Source organism: Citrobacter sp. CK188 (assembly GCF_030333525.1).
GTDB lineage: Bacteria > Pseudomonadota > Gammaproteobacteria > Enterobacterales > Enterobacteriaceae > Citrobacter_B > Citrobacter_B koseri.
Genome location: NZ_JAOWFU010000029.1, coordinates 1,076,876 through 1,094,161 on the forward strand (window position 1 = coordinate 1,076,876; position 17,286 = coordinate 1,094,161).

The following is a 17,286-nucleotide window of genomic DNA, read 5'->3' on the forward strand; positions in this document are numbered from 1 at the left end:
GCGAACATATGTCTTTGGAAACGCAGGACATCATCAAACGGTCTGCAACAAACCCGATCACGCCGCCTCCCCAGGCGCGTGATTATAAAGCGGAAGTCGCAAAACTGATCGACGTCTCCTCCTGCGTAGGCTGTAAAGCCTGCCAGGTGGCTTGTTCCGAGTGGAATGACATTCGTGACGAGGTAGGTCATTGCGTCGGGGTGTATGACAACCCGGCCGATCTCAGCGCGAAATCCTGGACGGTGATGCGTTTTAGCGAAACCGAACAGAACGGCAAGCTGGAATGGCTGATTCGTAAAGACGGCTGTATGCACTGTGAAGATCCGGGCTGCCTGAAAGCATGCCCGTCTGCCGGCGCGATCATCCAGTACGCTAACGGGATTGTTGATTTCCAGTCCGAACATTGTATTGGCTGCGGCTACTGCATCGCCGGGTGTCCATTTAATGTTCCGCGCCTCAATAAAGAGGACAACCGCGTCTATAAATGTACGCTGTGTGTGGATCGCGTCAGTATCGGTCAGGAACCGGCTTGCGTGAAAACTTGCCCGACCGGGGCAATCCATTTCGGCACCAAGAAAGAGATGCTGGAGATGGGGGAGCAGCGCGTGGAGAAACTCAAAGCGCGCGGTTTCGAACATGCCGGTGTTTACAACCCACAAGGTGTGGGCGGTACGCACGTCATGTACGTTCTGCATCACGCGAACCAGCCGGAGCTGTATCACGGCTTACCGAAAGATCCACAGATTGATACCTCTATCAACTTGTGGAAAGGGGCGCTGAAACCTCTGGCTGCCGCCGGGTTTATCGCCACCTTCGCCGGGCTTATCTATCACTACATTGGTATTGGCCCGAACAAGGAAGTGGACGATGAAGAGGAGGACCATCATGAGTAAGTCGAAAATGATTGTGCGCACGAAATTTATCGATCGCGCCTGTCACTGGACGGTGGTGATTTGCTTCTTCCTGGTGTCGCTGTCGGGAATTGCGTTTTTCTTCCCGACGCTGCAATGGCTGACGCAAACCTTCGGGACGCCGCAGATGGGGCGTATTTTGCACCCGTTCTTCGGCGTAGCGATTTTTGTCGCACTGATGTTCATGTTTGTGCGCTTTGTACACCACAACATCCCGGACAAGAAAGATCTTCCGTGGCTGAAAAATATTGTGGAAGTTCTGAAGGGCAATGAACACAAAGTCGCCGATGTCGGTAAGTACAATGCCGGGCAGAAAATGATGTTCTGGTCGATCATGAGCATGATTTTCGTGCTGCTGGTGACGGGCGTGATTATCTGGCGTCCGTACTTTGCGCAGTTCTTCCCGATGCAGGTCGTGCGTTACAGCCTGCTGATCCATGCGGCGGCAGGCATCATCCTGATGCACGCCATCCTCATCCATATGTATATGGCATTCTGGGTGAAAGGATCGATTAAAGGGATGATCGAAGGTAAAGTGAGTCGCCGCTGGGCGAAGAAACACCACCCGCGCTGGTATCGCGACGTCGAGAAGGTCGAAGCGAAAAAGGAAAGCAAAGAGGGATTACAATAACCCGCTTTCAAAAGACAAAAGCGCTACGTCTGTAGCGCTTTTTTTTTGCCAACAGAATGCCGGATGGCGCTGCGCTTATCCGGCCGACAACCGTATAAAACACAGGCCCGGTAAGCGTAGCGCCACCGGGCAAACACTCAGATAGAGGTACGGCGGTAATCGCGGTATTCCGCTTGCCAGAAATTCTCGTCGATGGCTTGCTGTAGCGCTTCTGCGGACGTTTTTACCGCCACGCCCTGTTGCTGCGCCATTTTACCCACGGCAAAGGCAATCGCTCGCGACACGGTCTGAATATCTTTCAGCTCCGGCAATACCAGACCTTCGCCGTTGAGCACCAGCGGAGAGTATTTCGCCAGCGTTTCGCTTGCCGACATCAGCATTTCGTCGGTAATACGCGACGCGCCGGACGCAATCACGCCCAGGCCGATCCCCGGGAAGATGTAGGCGTTATTACATTGCGCAATAGGGTAAATTTTATCTTTCCAGGCCACCGGCGCGAAAGGACTGCCGGTCGCGACCAGCGCATTGCCTTCGGTCCAGGCGATGATGTCCTGAGGCGTGGCTTCAACGCGGGACGTCGGGTTAGACAGCGGCATCACGATCGGACGTGGGCAGTGCTTGTGCATCTCGCGAATGATCTCTTCAGTAAAGAGCCCGGTTTGCCCCGACACGCCGATCAGAATGTCCGGCTTCACGTTGCGCACGACATCAAGCAGGGAGAGCACTTCGCTTTCGCTGTCCCAGTGTTGCAGGTTCTCGCGTTTTTGCACCAGCTTCGTCTGGAATGAGAGCAGGTTAGGCATCTGGTCCGTCAACAGACCAAAGCGATCCACCATAAACACTTTCTGGCGAGCGGCTTCTTCGCTGAGTCCTTCGCGTTGGGTTTGCGCGATGATCTGTTCAGCAATCCCGCAACCGGCAGAACCTGCGCCAAGGAAGACGATTTTCTGCTCGCTCAACTGGCTGCCCGCCGCACGGCTGGCGGCAATCAGAGTACCGACGGTCACGGCCGCCGTTCCCTGAATATCATCGTTGAAAGAGCAGATTTCATCGCGATAGCGATTAAGCAGCGGCATCGCGTTTTTCTGCGCGAAATCTTCGAATTGCAGCAAGACGTCCGGCCAGCGCTGTTTCACCGCCTGAATAAACTCATCGACGAATTCATAGTATTCGTCATCGGTGATGCGCGGGTTACGCCAGCCCATATAGAGCGGATCGTTCAGCAACTGCTGATTGTTGGTGCCGACGTCCAGCACCACCGGTAGGGTATAGGCCGGGCTGATGCCGCCACAGGCGGTGTACAGCGACAGTTTACCGATTGGAATCCCCATTCCGCCAATGCCCTGGTCGCCAAGACCGAGGATGCGTTCCCCGTCCGTCACCACAATCACTTTGATATTGTGGTTAGGCACGTTTTGCAGGATATCGTCCATGTTGTGGCGGTTCTGATAAGAGATGAACACGCCGCGCGCGCGACGGTAGATCTCAGAGAAGCGCTCACAGGCGGCGCCCACCGTTGGGGTATAGATAACCGGCATCATCTCATCGAGATGGTTTTGCACCAGTCGGTAGAACAGGGTTTCGTTGGTATCCTGAATGTTGCGCAGATAGATATGTTTATCGATTTCCGTTTTGAATCCCTGATACTGGATCCAGGCGCGCTCCGCCTGTTCTTCAATCGATTCGACCACTTCCGGCAGTAACCCCAGCAGGTTGAAGTTACGGCGTTCTTCTATACTGAAAGCGCTTCCTTTATTCAGGAGAGGAAATTCCAGCAGCACAGGGCCAGCGTAAGGAATATAAAGGGAACGCTGTTTCTTGATTTTGGTTTCCATGTCACTCACTCTTTTTCGAATATCCGTTCCTGGTGCTGTTTTATGGGCGTACTTAGGTTTTCACCAGGGCGTCGGGCAAAGAGTATAAAGCATTGTGAATGAATCCAGGCTTTTGTAAGCAAAAACACCATTGCGGTTGCAATGGTGTTTATCGTCATATCAGAACAGGGCGCTTACTTTTGGCTGTCAGCGTGACGTTTTCTGCCAGTAGGGTTGTTGACCACGCTGACTTTGTCGCCTTCGGTCACGAGCTTGCGTTGGTTGGAAATTTTATGGTCCAGTCCAAGAATATGACGGGCCTGACGGTTCGATTTCATTTTAACTCCTCAATCCTGTTGCTAGTTTTAAGGACAAATTCGCAATTGCGAAAGAAACGTAACCCCTTAGGTTGCTGGTACAGCATAGCAGGTTTTCCCGGGAAGGCGACCGAACGCGTGTAACAGAGTTGGTCTATACTTTCTGTTTTGAGCCAACAGGAGAGCAAGAATGACAATCCATAAGAAAGGTCAGGCACACTGGGAAGGCGATATTAAAGGTGGAAAAGGTACGGTATCGACCGAAAGCGGCGTGTTGAATCAACAACCCTATGGCTTTAATACACGCTTTGAAGGCGTAAAAGGAACCAACCCGGAAGAGTTGATCGGCGCAGCCCACGCGGCCTGTTTCTCGATGGCGCTTTCGCTGATGCTGGGCGAGGCGGGTTTTACCCCATCGTCAATCGACACGACAGCCGATGTCTCGCTGGATAAAGTCGACGCGGGTTTTGCGATCACGAAAATTGCGTTGCACAGTGAAGTGGCCGTACCCGGCATTGATGCGTCCACCTTTGACGGCATTATTCAGAAAGCGAAAGCCGGATGCCCGGTTTCGCAGGTGCTGAAAGCGGAAATCACGCTGGATTATCAGTTGACGTCATAACGGCATCAATCTCAACGGCCCGGTGATTGAGCGTCGGGTCGGCCCCACAACACCCTGTAGGCCCGGTAAGCGACAGCGCCACCGGGCGATTGTCTGGCTCTTACTCCACCGCTCGCCAGCAGCGAACGTCGCTCTCCGATCCCCGCGTCAATAATGCCTGCGGTTTTTCACAGCCACGGGTTGCCAGCGGACAGCGATCGCGAAAATAACACCCTTGCGGCAGGTGGCGGTTCCCCGGTAATTCCGTTTTGCGCAGCACCAGGTCTTCTGCCAGCGGCGCCCCCGTTTTCGGCACGGAATCCAGCAACAGCCGGGTATAGGGATGCGCAGGCGTGGTCAACACCTGTTGCGCGTCGCCCAGTTCAACAATTTGCCCGAGATACATCACCGCCACCCGATCGCTCATGTATCGCACAACCGACACGTTGTGTGAAATCAACACATACGTCAGTTTACGGCGCGTCTGTAGCGCAACCAGAAGATTAAGGATCTGCGCCTGCACGGAGATATCCAGCGCGGAAGTTGGTTCATCAAGCACGATAACGTCCGGCTCGGACGATAAGGCGCGGGCAATGGCGATGCGCTGGCGTTGTCCGCCGGAAAACGCATGGGGAAGCCTGTCGAGGTACTCAGGCCGGATGCCAACCTGTAAGGCCAGTTCTTCCGCCAGCGTCCGCCGCTCGCGTTCGCTGTTATGCTTCTGGAGCCAGACGGGCTCGGTGATAATCCGCCAGACGGGTAATCGGGGGTCCAGCGAAGAGAGCGGGTCCTGAAAGACCATCTGCATCCCGCTGTTGGCGCCGGTGCGCGCAACGCCAGGCCGCGAGCACTCGCCGTGGCTGGGTTTTAACATTCCCATCAGCAGTTGCGCCAGCGTACTTTTCCCGCAGCCGGATTCCCCCACGATGCCAAGCGTTTCTCCCTGGCGAATCTGCAAATCCATACCGTTCAGGGCATGTACGCGCTCCGTCACCCGGCCCAACCAGTTTTTACGGGCGGGGAAGGTGATATGGACATCCCGTAACGAGAGCAATATGTCAGACATGCGTCATCTCCTGTTGTGGATACCAGCAGGCGGATTGTTGTTCAGGTTCGCCATGATTCTCCAGCGCCGGGACAGCCTCGCACAGCGTCCCGGCGGCAAAACAGCGTTCGCGGAAGGCGCATCCGGTTGGCAGGCAGGTCAGGTTAGGCACCGTCCCTGGAATTGCGGGCAGCGGCGCGCGAGGTTCGCCGTGCTCCGGCGCGCATTTCAACAAACCAATGGAATAGGGATGCGTGGGGCGGCGAATAACCGTCTGCGTGGGGCCGCTCTCAATCACGCTTCCGGCGTACATGACATACAGCCGATCGCACAACTGCGATACCACCGCCATGTCATGGCTGATAAACAGCACCGCAGTACCGCTGGCTCGCGCTTTTAGTTTCAGCAAACGCAGAACCTGTAGCTGCACCGTGACGTCCAGCGCGGTAGTGGGTTCGTCAGCAATAATCAGCTCCGGCTCGCAGGAGAATGCCAGCGCGATCATCACCCGCTGGCGCATCCCGCCGGAAAGCTCAAACGGAAATCGCGCCATAACCTGCGCCGCATCAGGAATTTGCATCTCTTCCAGCAGGGCGATGGCTTTCTCCCGCGCCGCCTGGCGGCTCACCGCCTGATGATGGCGAATGACTTCCACCATTTGTTGCCCAATGCGCCGGGTGGGATTCAGCGCCGTCATTGGCTCCTGGAAGATCATCGACACGCGCGCGCCGCGCCATTTACGCATCTGCTTTTCGCTGGCATTCAGCACGTCCTCGCCCAGCAGCGATACGCGGCCCTGATGAATGTGATAGCTGCCTTCCGGCAGCAGCCGCATTGCCAGCATGGCGGTGACGGATTTACCTGACCCGGACTCGCCGACCACGCCGACGATTTCGCCCCGGTCGATACGCAACGATACGTGGTTAAGGGCGTGAACATCGGCTTTGTAACCCGGAAAGCTCAGGTGTAAATCCTCAATTTCCAGCACGGGTTGGGTCATGACTGTTTTCCTCCGGCTTTAGGGTCAAGCAGATCGCGAATACCATCGCCAAACAGGTTAAACCCGACAGCGGTAATCAGGATCGCCGCCCCAGGAAAGGCGCAATACCACCACTGGTCGAGGACATAGTTACGACCAATAGCCACCATTGCGCCCCATTCAGCGGTGGGCTGTTGTGCGCCAAGGCCAATAAAACCCAGCGTGGCGGCCATCAGGATCGCGCTGCCAATATCCAGCGACGCCTGCACGATAAGCGGCGGCAGCGAATTACGTAAGATATGCCAGCTGATAAGGTGCCAGCGGGAAGCGCCATACGTTCGGGCAGCCTGTACATAGGTAAACTGGCGCACGACCAGCGTTTGCCCTCGCGCCAGGCGCACATAAAAAGGAATACGGACAATGGCGATCGCCATCATGGCGTTAAACAGGCTTGGCCCCAGCGCGGCGGCCAGCGCCATCGTCAGCACCAGCGAAGGAATCGACAGCATAATATCCATCAGGCGCATAATAATGGCGTCGGCGCGCCCGCCCATGACGCCGGAAAGACAGCCAAGCAAGGAGCCGATTCCACCGGCAATCCCCACGACGACCAGCCCGGCGACAATGGATTGCTGGCTGCCGACCAGTACGCGGCTGAACAGATCGCGTCCCACTTCGTCAGTGCCGAACCAGTGCGTCGCAGAGGGCGCAAGCAGGCGCGCGGTCAAATCGATGGCATTGGGATCGTAAGGCGTTATCCAGGGCGACAGCACCATCAGTAGCAACATCAGGATGATAATCACGCCGCCAGTCAGCGTCAGCGGGCTGCTTTTCATCAGCCAGAAGAGTTTTGCCCAGTCGATCCGGCGGCGGGCGGTCTGCGACGGGGCGGGCGTCTCTTGCGTTAACATCATTCAGCACCTCCGCGACCGATTCGGGGATCGATCCACAAATAGAGTAAATCGACGACCAGGTTTACCAGCACATAAGCCAAAGAGACCACTACGGCGAATCCCATCACCGCCGGAAAATCCAGCGCCTGAATAGAGGTGACCACCCAGGCCCCCATTCCCGGCCAGGCAAAGACCGTCTCGGTAAGCACGGCGCCATACAGCAAATCGCCCAGCGCCAGCCCCAGAACGGTAATCGACGGAATCAGGGCGTTAGGCAAGGCATAGCGGAGCACGATGTACCAGCCAGGCAGACCGCTGGCACGCGCGGTGCGAATGTAGTCCTCGCTGAGTTGCTCCAGCATGGCGGAACGAATCTGACGGGCGACAATTCCCAGGTGGACAAACGCCAGAGTCAGCGCCGGTAAAATAAGGTGTTGTAACGCGTTGAAAAAGACCTCGCCATTTCCCTCCAGCAGCGCGTCAATCAGGTAGAACCCGGTAACGTGGGCGGGCGGGTCCAGCCAGTCATCAAGCCTTCCGCCGCCGGGCAGAATTTGCAGATGTCCGTAAAACAGAACAATAACGCCCAGCCCCAGCCAGAACGCCGGGGTGGAGATGCCGGTTATCGCCATCAGCCGCACCAGATGGTCCAGCCAGCGGTTTCGCCATACGGCGGATAAAATCCCCAGCGGGATCCCGATCACCAACGCCAGCAGCAGGGAACAGAAGGCCAGTTCAAGCGTGGCGGGGAAAAACACGCGCAACTCTTCCATTACCGGGCGGCCAGTGCGTATAGACGTGCCCAGATCACCGTGAAAAACGTCGCTGACATAGCGAAAAAATTGCACATACAGCGGCTGATCCAGCCCCAGCTGCTGGCGAATGTTTTCGACAATCTCATCGCTGGCGCGATCGCCGGCCAGCAGTCGCGCAGGGTCGCCAGGAATCAGGTGAGAAATAATAAACGTAATTACGCAAACACCGGCGACCACCAGAATAAGTCCCCAGCATCGCTGGCGTAAAATGCTCCAGAACGTCATAGGCTTCCCCTTGCGGAGCCATAACGGCCCCGCATCAACGTGGCTTATTTACTCATGGCGCCAATATTAAAGACCTGTTCCAGCATGGGGTTGAAGACAAAGCCTTTGACCTCTTTGTTCATCGCCAGTTGGTAGTTTTTCTGGAAGAGATAGACGTAGGCGGCCTCATCAATCACGATGGTTTGCGCCTGCTGGTAATCCTTCGTTCTGGCCGCCTGATCGGTGGTGGTCAGCGCGCTGCGCAGAAGTTTATCGACCCCGGCGTTTTCATAAAACGAACGGTTACCCGGCAGGCCTTTCTTATCAGACTCAAACCAGTAGTTCATGAACATGTACGGGTCGGCGAAGTCCGGGCTCCAGTTGCCGATGGCAATGTCGTAATCACCTTTGCCAATCCGGTCGCGCATGGTGGCATTCGCCAGTTTTTCCAGCTTCACCTTAATGCCCAGCTTGCTGAGACTGGCCTGCGTGGAAAGCGCAATCGGCTCCCAGTTTGGATCGTTATCAGAGTAGAGGAAGCTCAGGCCATCGGGCTTGGTCGCGACTTGCTCCCAGGCGGCTTTGGCTTTCGCTTCATCAAAACTGTACTGCATTGCCTTTGCGTCATAGCCCCACATACCTTCAGGAATCGGGCCGCGCATCTGCTTGCCGTTACCGCTGAGGATACCCGTCACCATGCCTTGATAGTCCGTTGACCATGAAATGGCCCGGCGCAAATCCACCTGATTCAGCGGCGCTTTACTGTTGTTCAGATAGAGATAAGTCACGCGCAGCGAAGGGTAATCCGCCACGTTGACTTTCCCTTCCTGTTTTAACGCGTTGAGCTGGTCTACCGGGAGAGCATCGGCAATGTCGATGTCTCCCCGCGACAATTGCAGGCGGCGGGAAGCGCTCTCACCAATGATTTTTACCGACACGCGCTTAAAGGCAGGTTTGGCTCCCGCATAATGCGGATTCGGCACCAGAATCAGCTGCTGTCCTTTCTGCCAGCTTTTCAGCATAAACGGGCCGGAACCTGCGGTGTTCTGCGCCAGAAAACCGCGCGCATCATCTGCGGCATGTTCTTTCAGAACCGCCGGGTTAATAATGGAGGCGCCGTCATTCGCCAGCGTGTACAGGAAGGGCGCAAACGGCTGGCTCAGCGTAAATTTCACCGTATAGTCATCGACGGCTTCGACTTTCAAATCTTTTGGAAAGGCTTCTGCCGGGCCTTGTCCAATTTTCAGCAGACGCGCAAAAGATTGTTGCACCGCATCTGCCGTAACGGGCGAGCCATCAGCGAATCGGGCATCTTTATTAAGGGTAAACGTCCACTCTTTCTGATCGTCAGAGGCCTTCCAGTCGCTCGCCAGATCGCCTTCAACCTCCGTGGAACCTTTACCTCCCTCGGTTTTGTACTGCACAAGGCGTTGATAAGACGGGTAGGTCACCGTCCAGTCGTTGTTATCAATAGTGACGGCAGGATCAAGCGTTTGCGGATCGGCCGCTTTACCAATCACCAGCATATCTTTGGGTACAGCCGCCTGAGCGGCGGGCAGGGCAACAGCCAGTGCCACGGCAATCAGGGCGGGACGAAACAGCGAAGTTAAAGCGTGTGTTGTCTTCATGACCGTGCTCCATCATTTACAGGGAGGGTTGTGTTGTTGTGCGTGATGCCGGGAAACAGGCAATGCAGTCGTCGAGCAAGGGGTAGCTGGCCGCGTCCGGCAATTCGAAATGCCACCATTCACTGCTGATGCCGACAAAACCACCACCAAACATAATAGCGTTCAATAACAATCGATTACGTTGCGCTGCGGGTGGAACAGAAGGGTGATACGAGTGCGAGCGATCGTGCATTTCATCAAAACCGGCTCCCATATCAAGCACGTTGCCATGCTCATCCATCAGAGTGACGTCAATTGCCGTACCACGGCTATGGTTTGAACCGATGGCCACATCCACCACGTATTGCGGATCGGGACAGACATGCCACAGAACCGACTGCGCCTGCTGCGGACGATAGGCGTCGTATACCACCAGAGACAACCCTGCCAGCTGCGCGATGCTGATACTTTTCGCCAGCGCGGTGACGGCATCCGTATGCAACAGGCAACGGGCCTCCCGGTAAATGGGCGCGCCGGTGAGGTTATCGGCGGTGGCGTATTTGAGATCGATATGCAGCGAGGGGAAAATCACTGACAGATCGACCAGTTCAGGGGTTTCTGACATAGCACGTTTCCTGTTTATTGTTCGAATTGACCAAACTCTTGTTGCAGCTGGCGATTGGTTCGCAGCCGTTCAGCAAGCGTATCGCCCAGTTGATCCACCACGCCTGACAGCAATAAGTTGAACAGGCAGCTCACGGGAGCGAGTGAATCCCAGAAGTGCCCGGTGTCGGTTTTTACCTGCAATAAGTCGATTGCGTAGTCTCTGGCCCACGGACACCAGACATCGGTGATTAACGCCAGCGGAATGCGCCGCTCGCTGGCAACGCGACAATACTGACGGGCAGCGGCGGAATAGGCGCGGGTATCCGTGATCACCACATATGGCCGTGCGAACCCGGAATTCAGCGACTCAACCCAGCTCCCGGATAGCCCTTCGGAATAACTGACTTTGGGCCGCAGGTATTCCAGATGGCTGAAAAAGGCGTTAGCAATGCCGCGCGTGGACTGAATCCCCAGAACATACACGGCCTCCGCATGCGCCAGTTGCTGAGCGATGCGCAAGAACGTTTCACTTTGCGCCAGCTGATAGACGTGGGTGATGGCATCAATTTCCAGCGACAGCGACTGACGCGCTCTGTCGGGCAGCCGCTGCTGCTGTTGCCAGGAGTCAAGGCGTTCATTCATCCCCCAGGGCTGATAGGGCACGGATGGCAGTCCCCGCAGGCTGGCTTTCGCATCCTCAAGATTACGAAAACCAAGCTTCCGTAAATAACGTCCAACCGTGATGCCGCTGGTGCCTGTCGCTCTGGCGATACCGTCTGCCGTTTCAAACGGTATCTGCGCCGCGTGCGCTAACAGCCAGCCTGCAACGCGCTTTTCGCTGGGCGTATGCTGGCTAAAACTCTTCTCAATTCGGGCAAATAACTCAGGTTTTGATGTCATTACCGTCTCGCTGTTAGTGAGCTGTCAGAGAGCGTTCCGCTGTTACTGAATTAACAATGCAGGACGCATGCCAACCTGGAAACCACGGCATCGCCGTCTTTTTTTGTTAAATTAAGGTGATATTTAATTAACGAATGATCAACATTTGTGCAGATTAGTTCACTTTTGGTGCAGCGATCGTCAGAGAGGGCATGAATGTGTCGAATCCGTCGCAGGGATCACATTGTGATGCCAGAAATTGCAGGGTCAAAAATGGCAAACGCCAGCGTGGATAGCAGAAAAATATAAAAGCGCGAGACACATTATTTATCAGCGGAAAGAACAGTGTATTATTTTTGTAGATTTAATAAATATTCATCAGGCAAGTAATCTGTTCATTTTACGCATTAAAATACAACGCGATATTAATTATTCTTTTATAACAGACAGGTTTGTAGCAACGTATGAAGGCGGTGAAGCGTAAAACCCCCTGACTTATGAAGTGCGGCACAACCAGGAGAACACAAGGCCTGGCGCGTAAGTGATTAAAACAACGCATTGAAAATAATATTCAAAATAAACTTATCACGCTATTTAAATCAGGTGAAAGTGCAGGATTTTGTTATTAGTGACAACGTCACATTTAAGGACATATTAATATTTATTAACGAACCATAAAACCACATAAAGATATAAATTTGCGTGCCGATACTGAATAAAAGAGAGTCGTTTACATAAGGGGTTTGTATGGTCTGGTATCCATCACGCATTTCCACCCGTCTGACGATTGGGGGGATTGCGCTGCTTGCAGTGACCACGCTGGTTATTGTTGCCATTATGCTCTGGCGCGGTCAGCCGCGCGTTGTTGAGATCAACTCCGCCCTGATAGAGGAGACAGGGCAAGGACTGACTCGCCAGTTAGGTACTGTTTTATCGCGTATTGAAGGTGAAACGGTAAGCCTGTCGCGCCTTGCCGAAGTGCTGCCAAACGACGAATCGCTATACCAGCATGTCGTTCCGCATCTTATTGGCGAACAGAATGATTCTATCATTACCGGCGGCGGCATCTGGCCGGAGCCGGATGCCTTTACGCCCGGCATTGAACGACGCAGTTTCTTCTGGGCGCGTGATGCAGAAGGGAAATTGATCTTTTCCGACGACTACAACGTTGCCGGTGGAAGCGGTTATCATAACGAAAGCTGGTACCTCCAGGCGAAAGGGCACTCACAGAACAGCTGCGTCTGGTCTGATGTTTACCAGGATACGATTTCCGGGGTTAACATGGTGACCTGTAGCATTCCTTATCAACTGGCAGGGAAATTTGCCGGCGTCGCCACAACCGATATCCGACTGGATAACGTCGCCACCTTTATGCAACAGCAGGGGAACAGCACAGGCGGTTATGCCTTTGTGGTGGATAAACAGGGGCAAATCCTCTATTTCCCGCAGGCCGATCACGCGCAGTTTAAAACGTTTACTGACCTGGTCAAAGCCTCTGACTGGCTCGCCCCGGTAGCCGGATCGCTGAAAACGCTGAATGCCTCGGCCGATGTCGCCACCATTCCCCTTGCACACGACGGCATACTGGACGGGCCTTCCCGGGTGATGCTTTTCCCGATGGCGGATACCGGGTGGATCGTTGGGCTGGTGACGCCTGAAGAACGCGTTGTCGGACTGGCAAAAGTGATGATGAAGGATGTACTGGAAGTGCTGATTCCGATCATGGCCATTCTGCTGGTGGGCTCCTGGCTGGTGGTGCGCCGTCTTATCTCTCGTCTGGACGATACGCGTCGCGCGCTGGATGATATCGCCCAGGGCGAAGGCGATCTGACTCGCCGCCTGGACGTCCGGGGTAAAGATGAGATTTCCGATATTGCTCAGGCCTTTAACCTCTTTGTGGATAAAATATCCGCAATCCTGATTACCGTTCGCAGCAGTAGCGTGGTGGTTGCGAATAACGCCGTCAGTCTGGCTGACAGTAATATGGAGTTATCCTCCCGCGTAACGCAGCAGGCAGCGGCGCTGGAGGAAAGCGCGTCGGCGATGGAGCAATTAAATGCGACCGTTCATCAAAATACCGGGAATACACAGTTAGCCGATGAGCTTTCCGAAAACACGGCGCAAACGGCTAACCGCTGTGGCGATGTCATGCAGGGCGTGATTTCCACGATGGATAACGTCAGCGCGTCGTCCGGCAGGATGGTGGAAATTGTCGCCGTTATCGACAGCATCGCGTTTCAGACCAACATTCTCGCGCTGAATGCGGCGGTGGAAGCCGCACGAGCGGGCGATGCCGGTCGCGGATTTGCCGTCGTCGCCTCTGAAGTGCGCACGCTGGCACAACGCAGCGCCACTGCCGCGCAGGAGATCAAGGCGTTAATCGATGAGTCGGTCTCACACGTAGACAGCAGCAGTCAGCAGATCCATAACGCCGGGGATCGTCTTGGCGAGTTGGTCGGCAACGTGCGTCAGGTCAGACAACTGATGGGTGAAATTCGCGTGGCGGGTGAAGAACAGCGTAAAGGTGTCTCTGAGGTCACGCTGGCAGTAACCGAAATGGACAGTACGGTTCAGCAGAACGCGTCGCTGATTGATGATGCCGCTGCGCGAACCCAGGTCCTGAAAGAGGAGGCTGAACAACTGGCGCTGCTGGTCTCTTCATTCAGATTGCCTGAACCCACTGCGGCATAATTTTCTCTCTCCCTCACAGAACGTCTGCAAATTGCAGACGTTCTGCTTGTGTCAGTCAGATAACTAAATCCATTATTTAGTGTTTTATCTCCATGAATAGCCAATAACTCCATTATATAGTGGTTTATGCTTTTTGCCTTCGTTGCACATTAACTCTATAATATTGTGTATTACGTCAGAAATATTGCGATAAGGGACACTATGATGGATTTAACCCTTAGTTCTCCAGCCGAGATTGTTACGCTGCTGTGCGACCGGTTACGCAAAGAACGCCTGGCAAAACAGATGACTCAGGCTGACGTGGCCGCCCGGGCGGGGGTTGGCGTCAATACGGTTTCAAACCTTGAAGCAGGCAAAAATGTGGGCTTCGAGAATCTGGTCAGAGTGGCGGTGGTATTAGGTTATGGCGACGCGTTGAAAGCGCTGTTCAAGCCCAAAATTGATAGCCTGGATGATATCTTACGTTATGAGAAGAGCGCGACGCGTCAGCGGGTGAAGAGGAAAAATAGCGATGCCTGAGCAGATAGACGTCTTCTATGAAGGATGGGGGGAACGATGGCTCTGGGGCAAACTGGTCTCATCAACGGCATTGACCGGTCGGCCAGTCATCGCCTTTGAATACAGTGACGAGGCCGTTCGCAAAGGTTTTGAGCTGTCCCGCTTAACATTACCGCTTGAGGGGCCGCGATTACGCAGGGACTTTCCGGCTCATCAATTACATCTTCCAGGGCCGGTTTACGACGCTCTGCCTGATGGCTGGGGAATGCTGCTGATGGATCGCTTATTCAAACGCAGAGGACTCAATGCCGCCCGAATTGGCCCCCTGGAGCGGCTCACCTGGGTAGGCGGCAACGCAATGGGGGCAATGACATTCCAGCCGGTACAGGCTGAGGCCGAACTTACCTCGCAAGAAGAGATCCCGCTGGTGCAGCTGGCCGCAGAGGTGCAGGAGGTTCTGAGCGGAGAAGGCGGGGAGTTCCTGCAAAAATTATTGCAGATGGGCGGTTCACCACAGGGGGCACGGCCAAAAGCATTACTCTATCGTGACACTGTCACGTCAAAATTCACAACCTCGCCGTTAGCCGGCGCGGAAAGCTGGCTGGTCAAATTCCCGGCCAGACAGGAACATGCCGAGGTCTGCGCCATTGAAGCCGTCTATTCAGCGTGTCTGCGCAAATGCGGCATCCAGACGCCTGACGTTACGTATTTCGCCTTGCCGGAAGGGCAAGCGGCATTCGCCACCCGCCGTTTTGATCGTGAACAAGGGATGCGTGTGCCCATGCAAAGTCTGGCCGCTTTCACTGGCGCGAATTACCAGACGCCTGGTTCGCTCGACTACCGAAGTTTTTTACGTGCGACGCAAATATGCACCAACGATATTCGGGAAAAAGCGCTTGCCTTCGAGCGAGTGGTCTTTAATGTCGTGTTCAACAACCGGGACGATCATCCTAAGAACTTCGCTTATCTGATGTCCACAGATGGACAATGGACCCTGGCGCCCGCCTATGATGTGACCTATTGCGATGGGCCTGGCGGCTATCATCAGATGGATGTGATGGGTGAAGCACTGGATATTGAAAGAAAGCATCTTCAGGCGCTGGGCGAACAGGAAGCCGAATTGCCAGCCACCAGAGTCGTGGAGATCATCGCGACTATTTGCGACGTTGCGGCGACGTTCAGCGCAATTGCTACCGACCTCTACCCGGGGCAAATCACGGGCGACACGCTGAACTATATCCAAAAGCAAATTGATGGGAATATCAGCCGCCTGAAGGGATGACGGCTGAGTCAGTCTTACGGAACAAGAGGGTGTGGGGAGGTTAGCTTCCCCACCGGCTTTTCAGATAGTTCACCGCTTGCTGGGTTTGCGGTCGATCAAGATAGCTTTCTCTGAACAGGATTGTGCCTTTGATTTGTGAGACGGATTCATTCAGATCGAGTTGCTTCTTAAGCTCCGGGACGCCGCCATTAATCATCCAGTCCGGCTCATTCTTTGACGGTTCGCCGACTTTATACAACGCCACGCCAATATAGAGATGGGTATTCGTGGGTTTCACCACATCCGCCCACCATTTCGCCAGCACATCATAACGGGCCGCGTCACGCGCAAAGGGCCAGTAGAGCTGCGGCGCAATGTAATCCAGTAATCCCAGTTGCACCCAGCGGCGAGTATCGGCATAGGATTCATCATACGCCGCCGCGCCCCTCGTATCCGAACCTGCCGGATCATGCGAACGGTTACGCCATACGCCAGCGGGGCTGACGCCAAATTCAACATCCGGTTTCAGGTTTTTGACCGTGCGGGATACCTGCTCAATCAGCAGTTGCGTATTGTGTCGCCGCCAGTCCGCTTTTGAGGCAAACGCCTGACCATATCGGGCAAAGGTGGAATTGTCGTTAAGCGTGGAGCCAGGCGTTTCGGTATAGAAATAGTCATCAAACTGTACGCCATCGATGGGATAACGTGTGACCACTTCCGCCACGATACTGGTGATCCAGTCCCGGACGTCAGGAATGCCGGGATCAAGAACAAAACGGTCTCCAGAGATGCGCACCCAGTCGCGATGCAGCACAAACACGCTCGCCGGATTTGACGTCACCGTCGCATTTAACTGCGCCACCGTTGCTGGTTTGGTGTTTACTGATACGCGGTAGGGGTTAAACCAGGCGTGTACTTTCATTCCCCGCTTATGCGCTTCATCAAGCATAAACTGTAGCGGATCGTAGCCCGGATCTTCACCAATCTTTCCGGTCAGCATATCTGACCACGGTAAAATTTTTGACGGCCAGAGCGCCGTTCCATCCGGCTTGACCTGGAAAAACACGGTATTGATTCCCAGACTTTTTAGCTTATCCAGCTTTTCGATCAACGCGTTCTGTTGTTGACGCACCCGAACCGCCGCATTACTCGTATTCACGGAACTGACCGGAGGCCAGTCAAGACGCGAAACGGTTGCCAGCCAGATACCACGAACCGGCTGCTGATTTTTCTGGGATGAGGCTGGCGTCGCGGAAGAAGGGGGCGTAACCAGAGAAACGGGAGGTTTTGAGGCGCAACTGGCAAGTAAAAACGCGGTGGCGACAAGCGTAGCCCGTTTTTTTACTTTGCTGACAAGACGAGCGTGACGAGAGCTGATGATCATATTTGCCAATTTTCCGTTTGGTTAATCCAAAAAATCTTACACGAGATCTGGCTAATTACAGAGTTCATTGCTACGTTTTTTACAGGAGATGGCATTCCTCCTCATAACCGCCCTCTGGCTGATGATGCCTGCACATTCTGGACGTTGCCC

16 protein-coding genes and 1 riboswitch are annotated in these 17,286 nt (G+C 54.5%); of the genes, 6 read left to right on the forward strand and 10 right to left on the reverse strand.

Features of this window, described 5'->3' with window-relative positions; translation table 11 throughout:
* Positions 1 to 8: 8 nt before the first annotated feature.
* Both fdxH and fdnI read left to right on the forward strand, forming a co-directional pair.
* Positions 9 to 893 (forward strand): formate dehydrogenase subunit beta, encoded by an 885-nt coding sequence (gene fdxH, locus OGV67_RS10520; RefSeq protein WP_012132387.1) that lies wholly within the window; start codon positions 9 to 11, stop codon positions 891 to 893.
* On the forward strand, positions 886 to 1,542 hold the full coding sequence (gene fdnI / locus OGV67_RS10525; protein ID WP_012132388.1) for a formate dehydrogenase-N subunit gamma: 657 nt from the start codon (positions 886 to 888) through the stop codon (positions 1,540 to 1,542). The genes fdxH and fdnI overlap by 8 nt, the downstream gene beginning before the upstream one ends.
* Before the next feature lie 137 nt (positions 1,543 to 1,679).
* Here the strand turns inward: fdnI and maeA are convergent, their stop codons facing one another.
* Both maeA and sra read right to left on the reverse strand, forming a co-directional pair.
* Positions 1,680 to 3,377 (reverse strand): malate dehydrogenase, encoded by a 1,698-nt coding sequence (maeA, locus tag OGV67_RS10530; protein WP_012132390.1) that lies wholly within the window; start codon positions 3,375 to 3,377, stop codon positions 1,680 to 1,682.
* Positions 3,378 to 3,550: 173 nt separating this feature from the next.
* Complete coding sequence (gene sra, locus OGV67_RS10535; RefSeq protein WP_024130331.1) at positions 3,551 to 3,694, reverse strand: stationary-phase-induced ribosome-associated protein; 144 nt, start codon at positions 3,692 to 3,694, stop codon at positions 3,551 to 3,553.
* A gap of 169 nt (positions 3,695 to 3,863) precedes the next feature.
* On the opposite strand from sra, the gene osmC reads away from it, so the two are divergent.
* Positions 3,864 to 4,295, forward strand: coding sequence for a peroxiredoxin OsmC (gene osmC, locus OGV67_RS10540; protein ID WP_012132392.1), 432 nt, complete (start codon positions 3,864 to 3,866; stop codon positions 4,293 to 4,295).
* A 100-nt stretch (positions 4,296 to 4,395) separates the two neighbouring features.
* Here osmC and OGV67_RS10545 read toward each other — a convergent pair whose 3' ends face one another.
* From OGV67_RS10545 to OGV67_RS10575, 7 genes are read right to left on the reverse strand one after another with little or no spacing between them, the layout of a single operon-like run.
* Positions 4,396 to 5,340, reverse strand: a complete 945-nt coding sequence (locus tag OGV67_RS10545; protein WP_047463662.1) for an oligopeptide/dipeptide ABC transporter ATP-binding protein — start codon at positions 5,338 to 5,340, stop codon at positions 4,396 to 4,398.
* Positions 5,333 to 6,319 (reverse strand): ABC transporter ATP-binding protein, encoded by a 987-nt coding sequence (locus tag OGV67_RS10550; RefSeq protein WP_047463664.1) that lies wholly within the window; start codon positions 6,317 to 6,319, stop codon positions 5,333 to 5,335. The genes OGV67_RS10545 and OGV67_RS10550 overlap by 8 nt, the downstream gene beginning before the upstream one ends.
* Positions 6,316 to 7,212 carry a D,D-dipeptide ABC transporter permease gene (gene ddpC / locus OGV67_RS10555; protein ID WP_115181639.1) on the reverse strand — a complete coding sequence of 299 codons (897 nt, stop codon included), beginning with the start codon at positions 7,210 to 7,212 and terminating at the stop codon, positions 6,316 to 6,318. The genes OGV67_RS10550 and ddpC overlap by 4 nt, the downstream gene beginning before the upstream one ends.
* A complete protein-coding gene (locus OGV67_RS10560) occupies positions 7,209 to 8,231 on the reverse strand; it encodes an ABC transporter permease (RefSeq protein WP_047463667.1) in 1,023 nt (340 codons plus the stop codon). Before OGV67_RS10560 ends, ddpC begins: the two co-directional genes overlap by 4 nt.
* A gap of 44 nt (positions 8,232 to 8,275) precedes the next feature.
* Positions 8,276 to 9,838 (reverse strand): ABC transporter substrate-binding protein, encoded by a 1,563-nt coding sequence (locus OGV67_RS10565; RefSeq protein WP_049011703.1) that lies wholly within the window; start codon positions 9,836 to 9,838, stop codon positions 8,276 to 8,278.
* Between the two features lie 16 nt (positions 9,839 to 9,854).
* The gene (ddpX, locus tag OGV67_RS10570) at positions 9,855 to 10,442 is read right to left on the reverse strand and encodes a D-alanyl-D-alanine dipeptidase (protein WP_049011702.1); all 588 of its coding nucleotides are present in this window, start codon (positions 10,440 to 10,442) and stop codon (positions 9,855 to 9,857) included.
* A 14-nt stretch (positions 10,443 to 10,456) separates the two neighbouring features.
* Positions 10,457 to 11,323 carry a MurR/RpiR family transcriptional regulator gene (locus OGV67_RS10575; protein WP_286465492.1) on the reverse strand — a complete coding sequence of 289 codons (867 nt, stop codon included), beginning with the start codon at positions 11,321 to 11,323 and terminating at the stop codon, positions 10,457 to 10,459.
* 726 nt (positions 11,324 to 12,049) lie between these two features.
* Here OGV67_RS10575 and OGV67_RS10580 point away from each other — a divergent pair.
* The 3 genes from OGV67_RS10580 (at position 12,050) to OGV67_RS10590 (ending at position 15,773) form a co-directional block, all read left to right on the forward strand.
* Complete coding sequence (locus tag OGV67_RS10580; RefSeq protein ID WP_012132402.1) at positions 12,050 to 13,993, forward strand: methyl-accepting chemotaxis protein; 1,944 nt, start codon at positions 12,050 to 12,052, stop codon at positions 13,991 to 13,993.
* 204 nt (positions 13,994 to 14,197) lie between these two features.
* Entirely contained in the window at positions 14,198 to 14,512 is a 315-nt protein-coding gene (locus OGV67_RS10585) for a helix-turn-helix domain-containing protein (RefSeq protein ID WP_047463672.1), read from the forward strand.
* Entirely contained in the window at positions 14,505 to 15,773 is a 1,269-nt protein-coding gene (locus tag OGV67_RS10590; RefSeq protein WP_115614793.1) for a type II toxin-antitoxin system HipA family toxin, read from the forward strand. Before OGV67_RS10585 ends, OGV67_RS10590 begins: the two co-directional genes overlap by 8 nt.
* 40 nt (positions 15,774 to 15,813) lie before the next feature.
* Here the strand turns inward: OGV67_RS10590 and OGV67_RS10595 are convergent, their stop codons facing one another.
* Entirely contained in the window at positions 15,814 to 17,136 is a 1,323-nt protein-coding gene (locus OGV67_RS10595; RefSeq protein WP_047463675.1) for a glycoside hydrolase family 10-like protein, read from the reverse strand.
* A gap of 75 nt (positions 17,137 to 17,211) precedes the next feature.
* A riboswitch (Fluoride riboswitch) is annotated at positions 17,212 to 17,274 on the forward strand.
* Positions 17,275 to 17,286: the final 12 nt, after the last annotated feature.

Bases quoted from the DNA above. Each gene is read 5' to 3' on its own strand.
- fdxH (WP_012132387.1), top strand. From the start codon at position 9: ATGTCTTTGGAAACGCAGGACATCATCAAACGGTCTGCAACAAACCCG.
- fdnI (WP_012132388.1), top strand. From the start codon at position 886: ATGAGTAAGTCGAAAATGATTGTGCGCACGAAATTTATCGATCGCGCC.
- maeA (WP_012132390.1), bottom strand. From the start codon at position 3,377: ATGGAAACCAAAATCAAGAAACAGCGTTCCCTTTATATTCCTTACGCT.
- sra (WP_024130331.1), bottom strand. From the start codon at position 3,694: ATGAAATCGAACCGTCAGGCCCGTCATATTCTTGGACTGGACCATAAA.
- osmC (WP_012132392.1), top strand. From the start codon at position 3,864: ATGACAATCCATAAGAAAGGTCAGGCACACTGGGAAGGCGATATTAAA.
- OGV67_RS10545 (WP_047463662.1), bottom strand. From the start codon at position 5,340: ATGTCTGACATATTGCTCTCGTTACGGGATGTCCATATCACCTTCCCC.
- OGV67_RS10550 (WP_047463664.1), bottom strand. From the start codon at position 6,319: ATGACCCAACCCGTGCTGGAAATTGAGGATTTACACCTGAGCTTTCCG.
- ddpC (WP_115181639.1), bottom strand. From the start codon at position 7,212: ATGATGTTAACGCAAGAGACGCCCGCCCCGTCGCAGACCGCCCGCCGC.
- OGV67_RS10560 (WP_047463667.1), bottom strand. From the start codon at position 8,231: ATGACGTTCTGGAGCATTTTACGCCAGCGATGCTGGGGACTTATTCTG.
- OGV67_RS10565 (WP_049011703.1), bottom strand. From the start codon at position 9,838: ATGAAGACAACACACGCTTTAACTTCGCTGTTTCGTCCCGCCCTGATT.
- ddpX (WP_049011702.1), bottom strand. From the start codon at position 10,442: ATGTCAGAAACCCCTGAACTGGTCGATCTGTCAGTGATTTTCCCCTCG.
- OGV67_RS10575 (WP_286465492.1), bottom strand. From the start codon at position 11,323: ATGACATCAAAACCTGAGTTATTTGCCCGAATTGAGAAGAGTTTTAGC.
- OGV67_RS10580 (WP_012132402.1), top strand. From the start codon at position 12,050: ATGGTCTGGTATCCATCACGCATTTCCACCCGTCTGACGATTGGGGGG.
- OGV67_RS10585 (WP_047463672.1), top strand. From the start codon at position 14,198: ATGGATTTAACCCTTAGTTCTCCAGCCGAGATTGTTACGCTGCTGTGC.
- OGV67_RS10590 (WP_115614793.1), top strand. From the start codon at position 14,505: ATGCCTGAGCAGATAGACGTCTTCTATGAAGGATGGGGGGAACGATGG.
- OGV67_RS10595 (WP_047463675.1), bottom strand. From the start codon at position 17,136: ATGATCATCAGCTCTCGTCACGCTCGTCTTGTCAGCAAAGTAAAAAAA.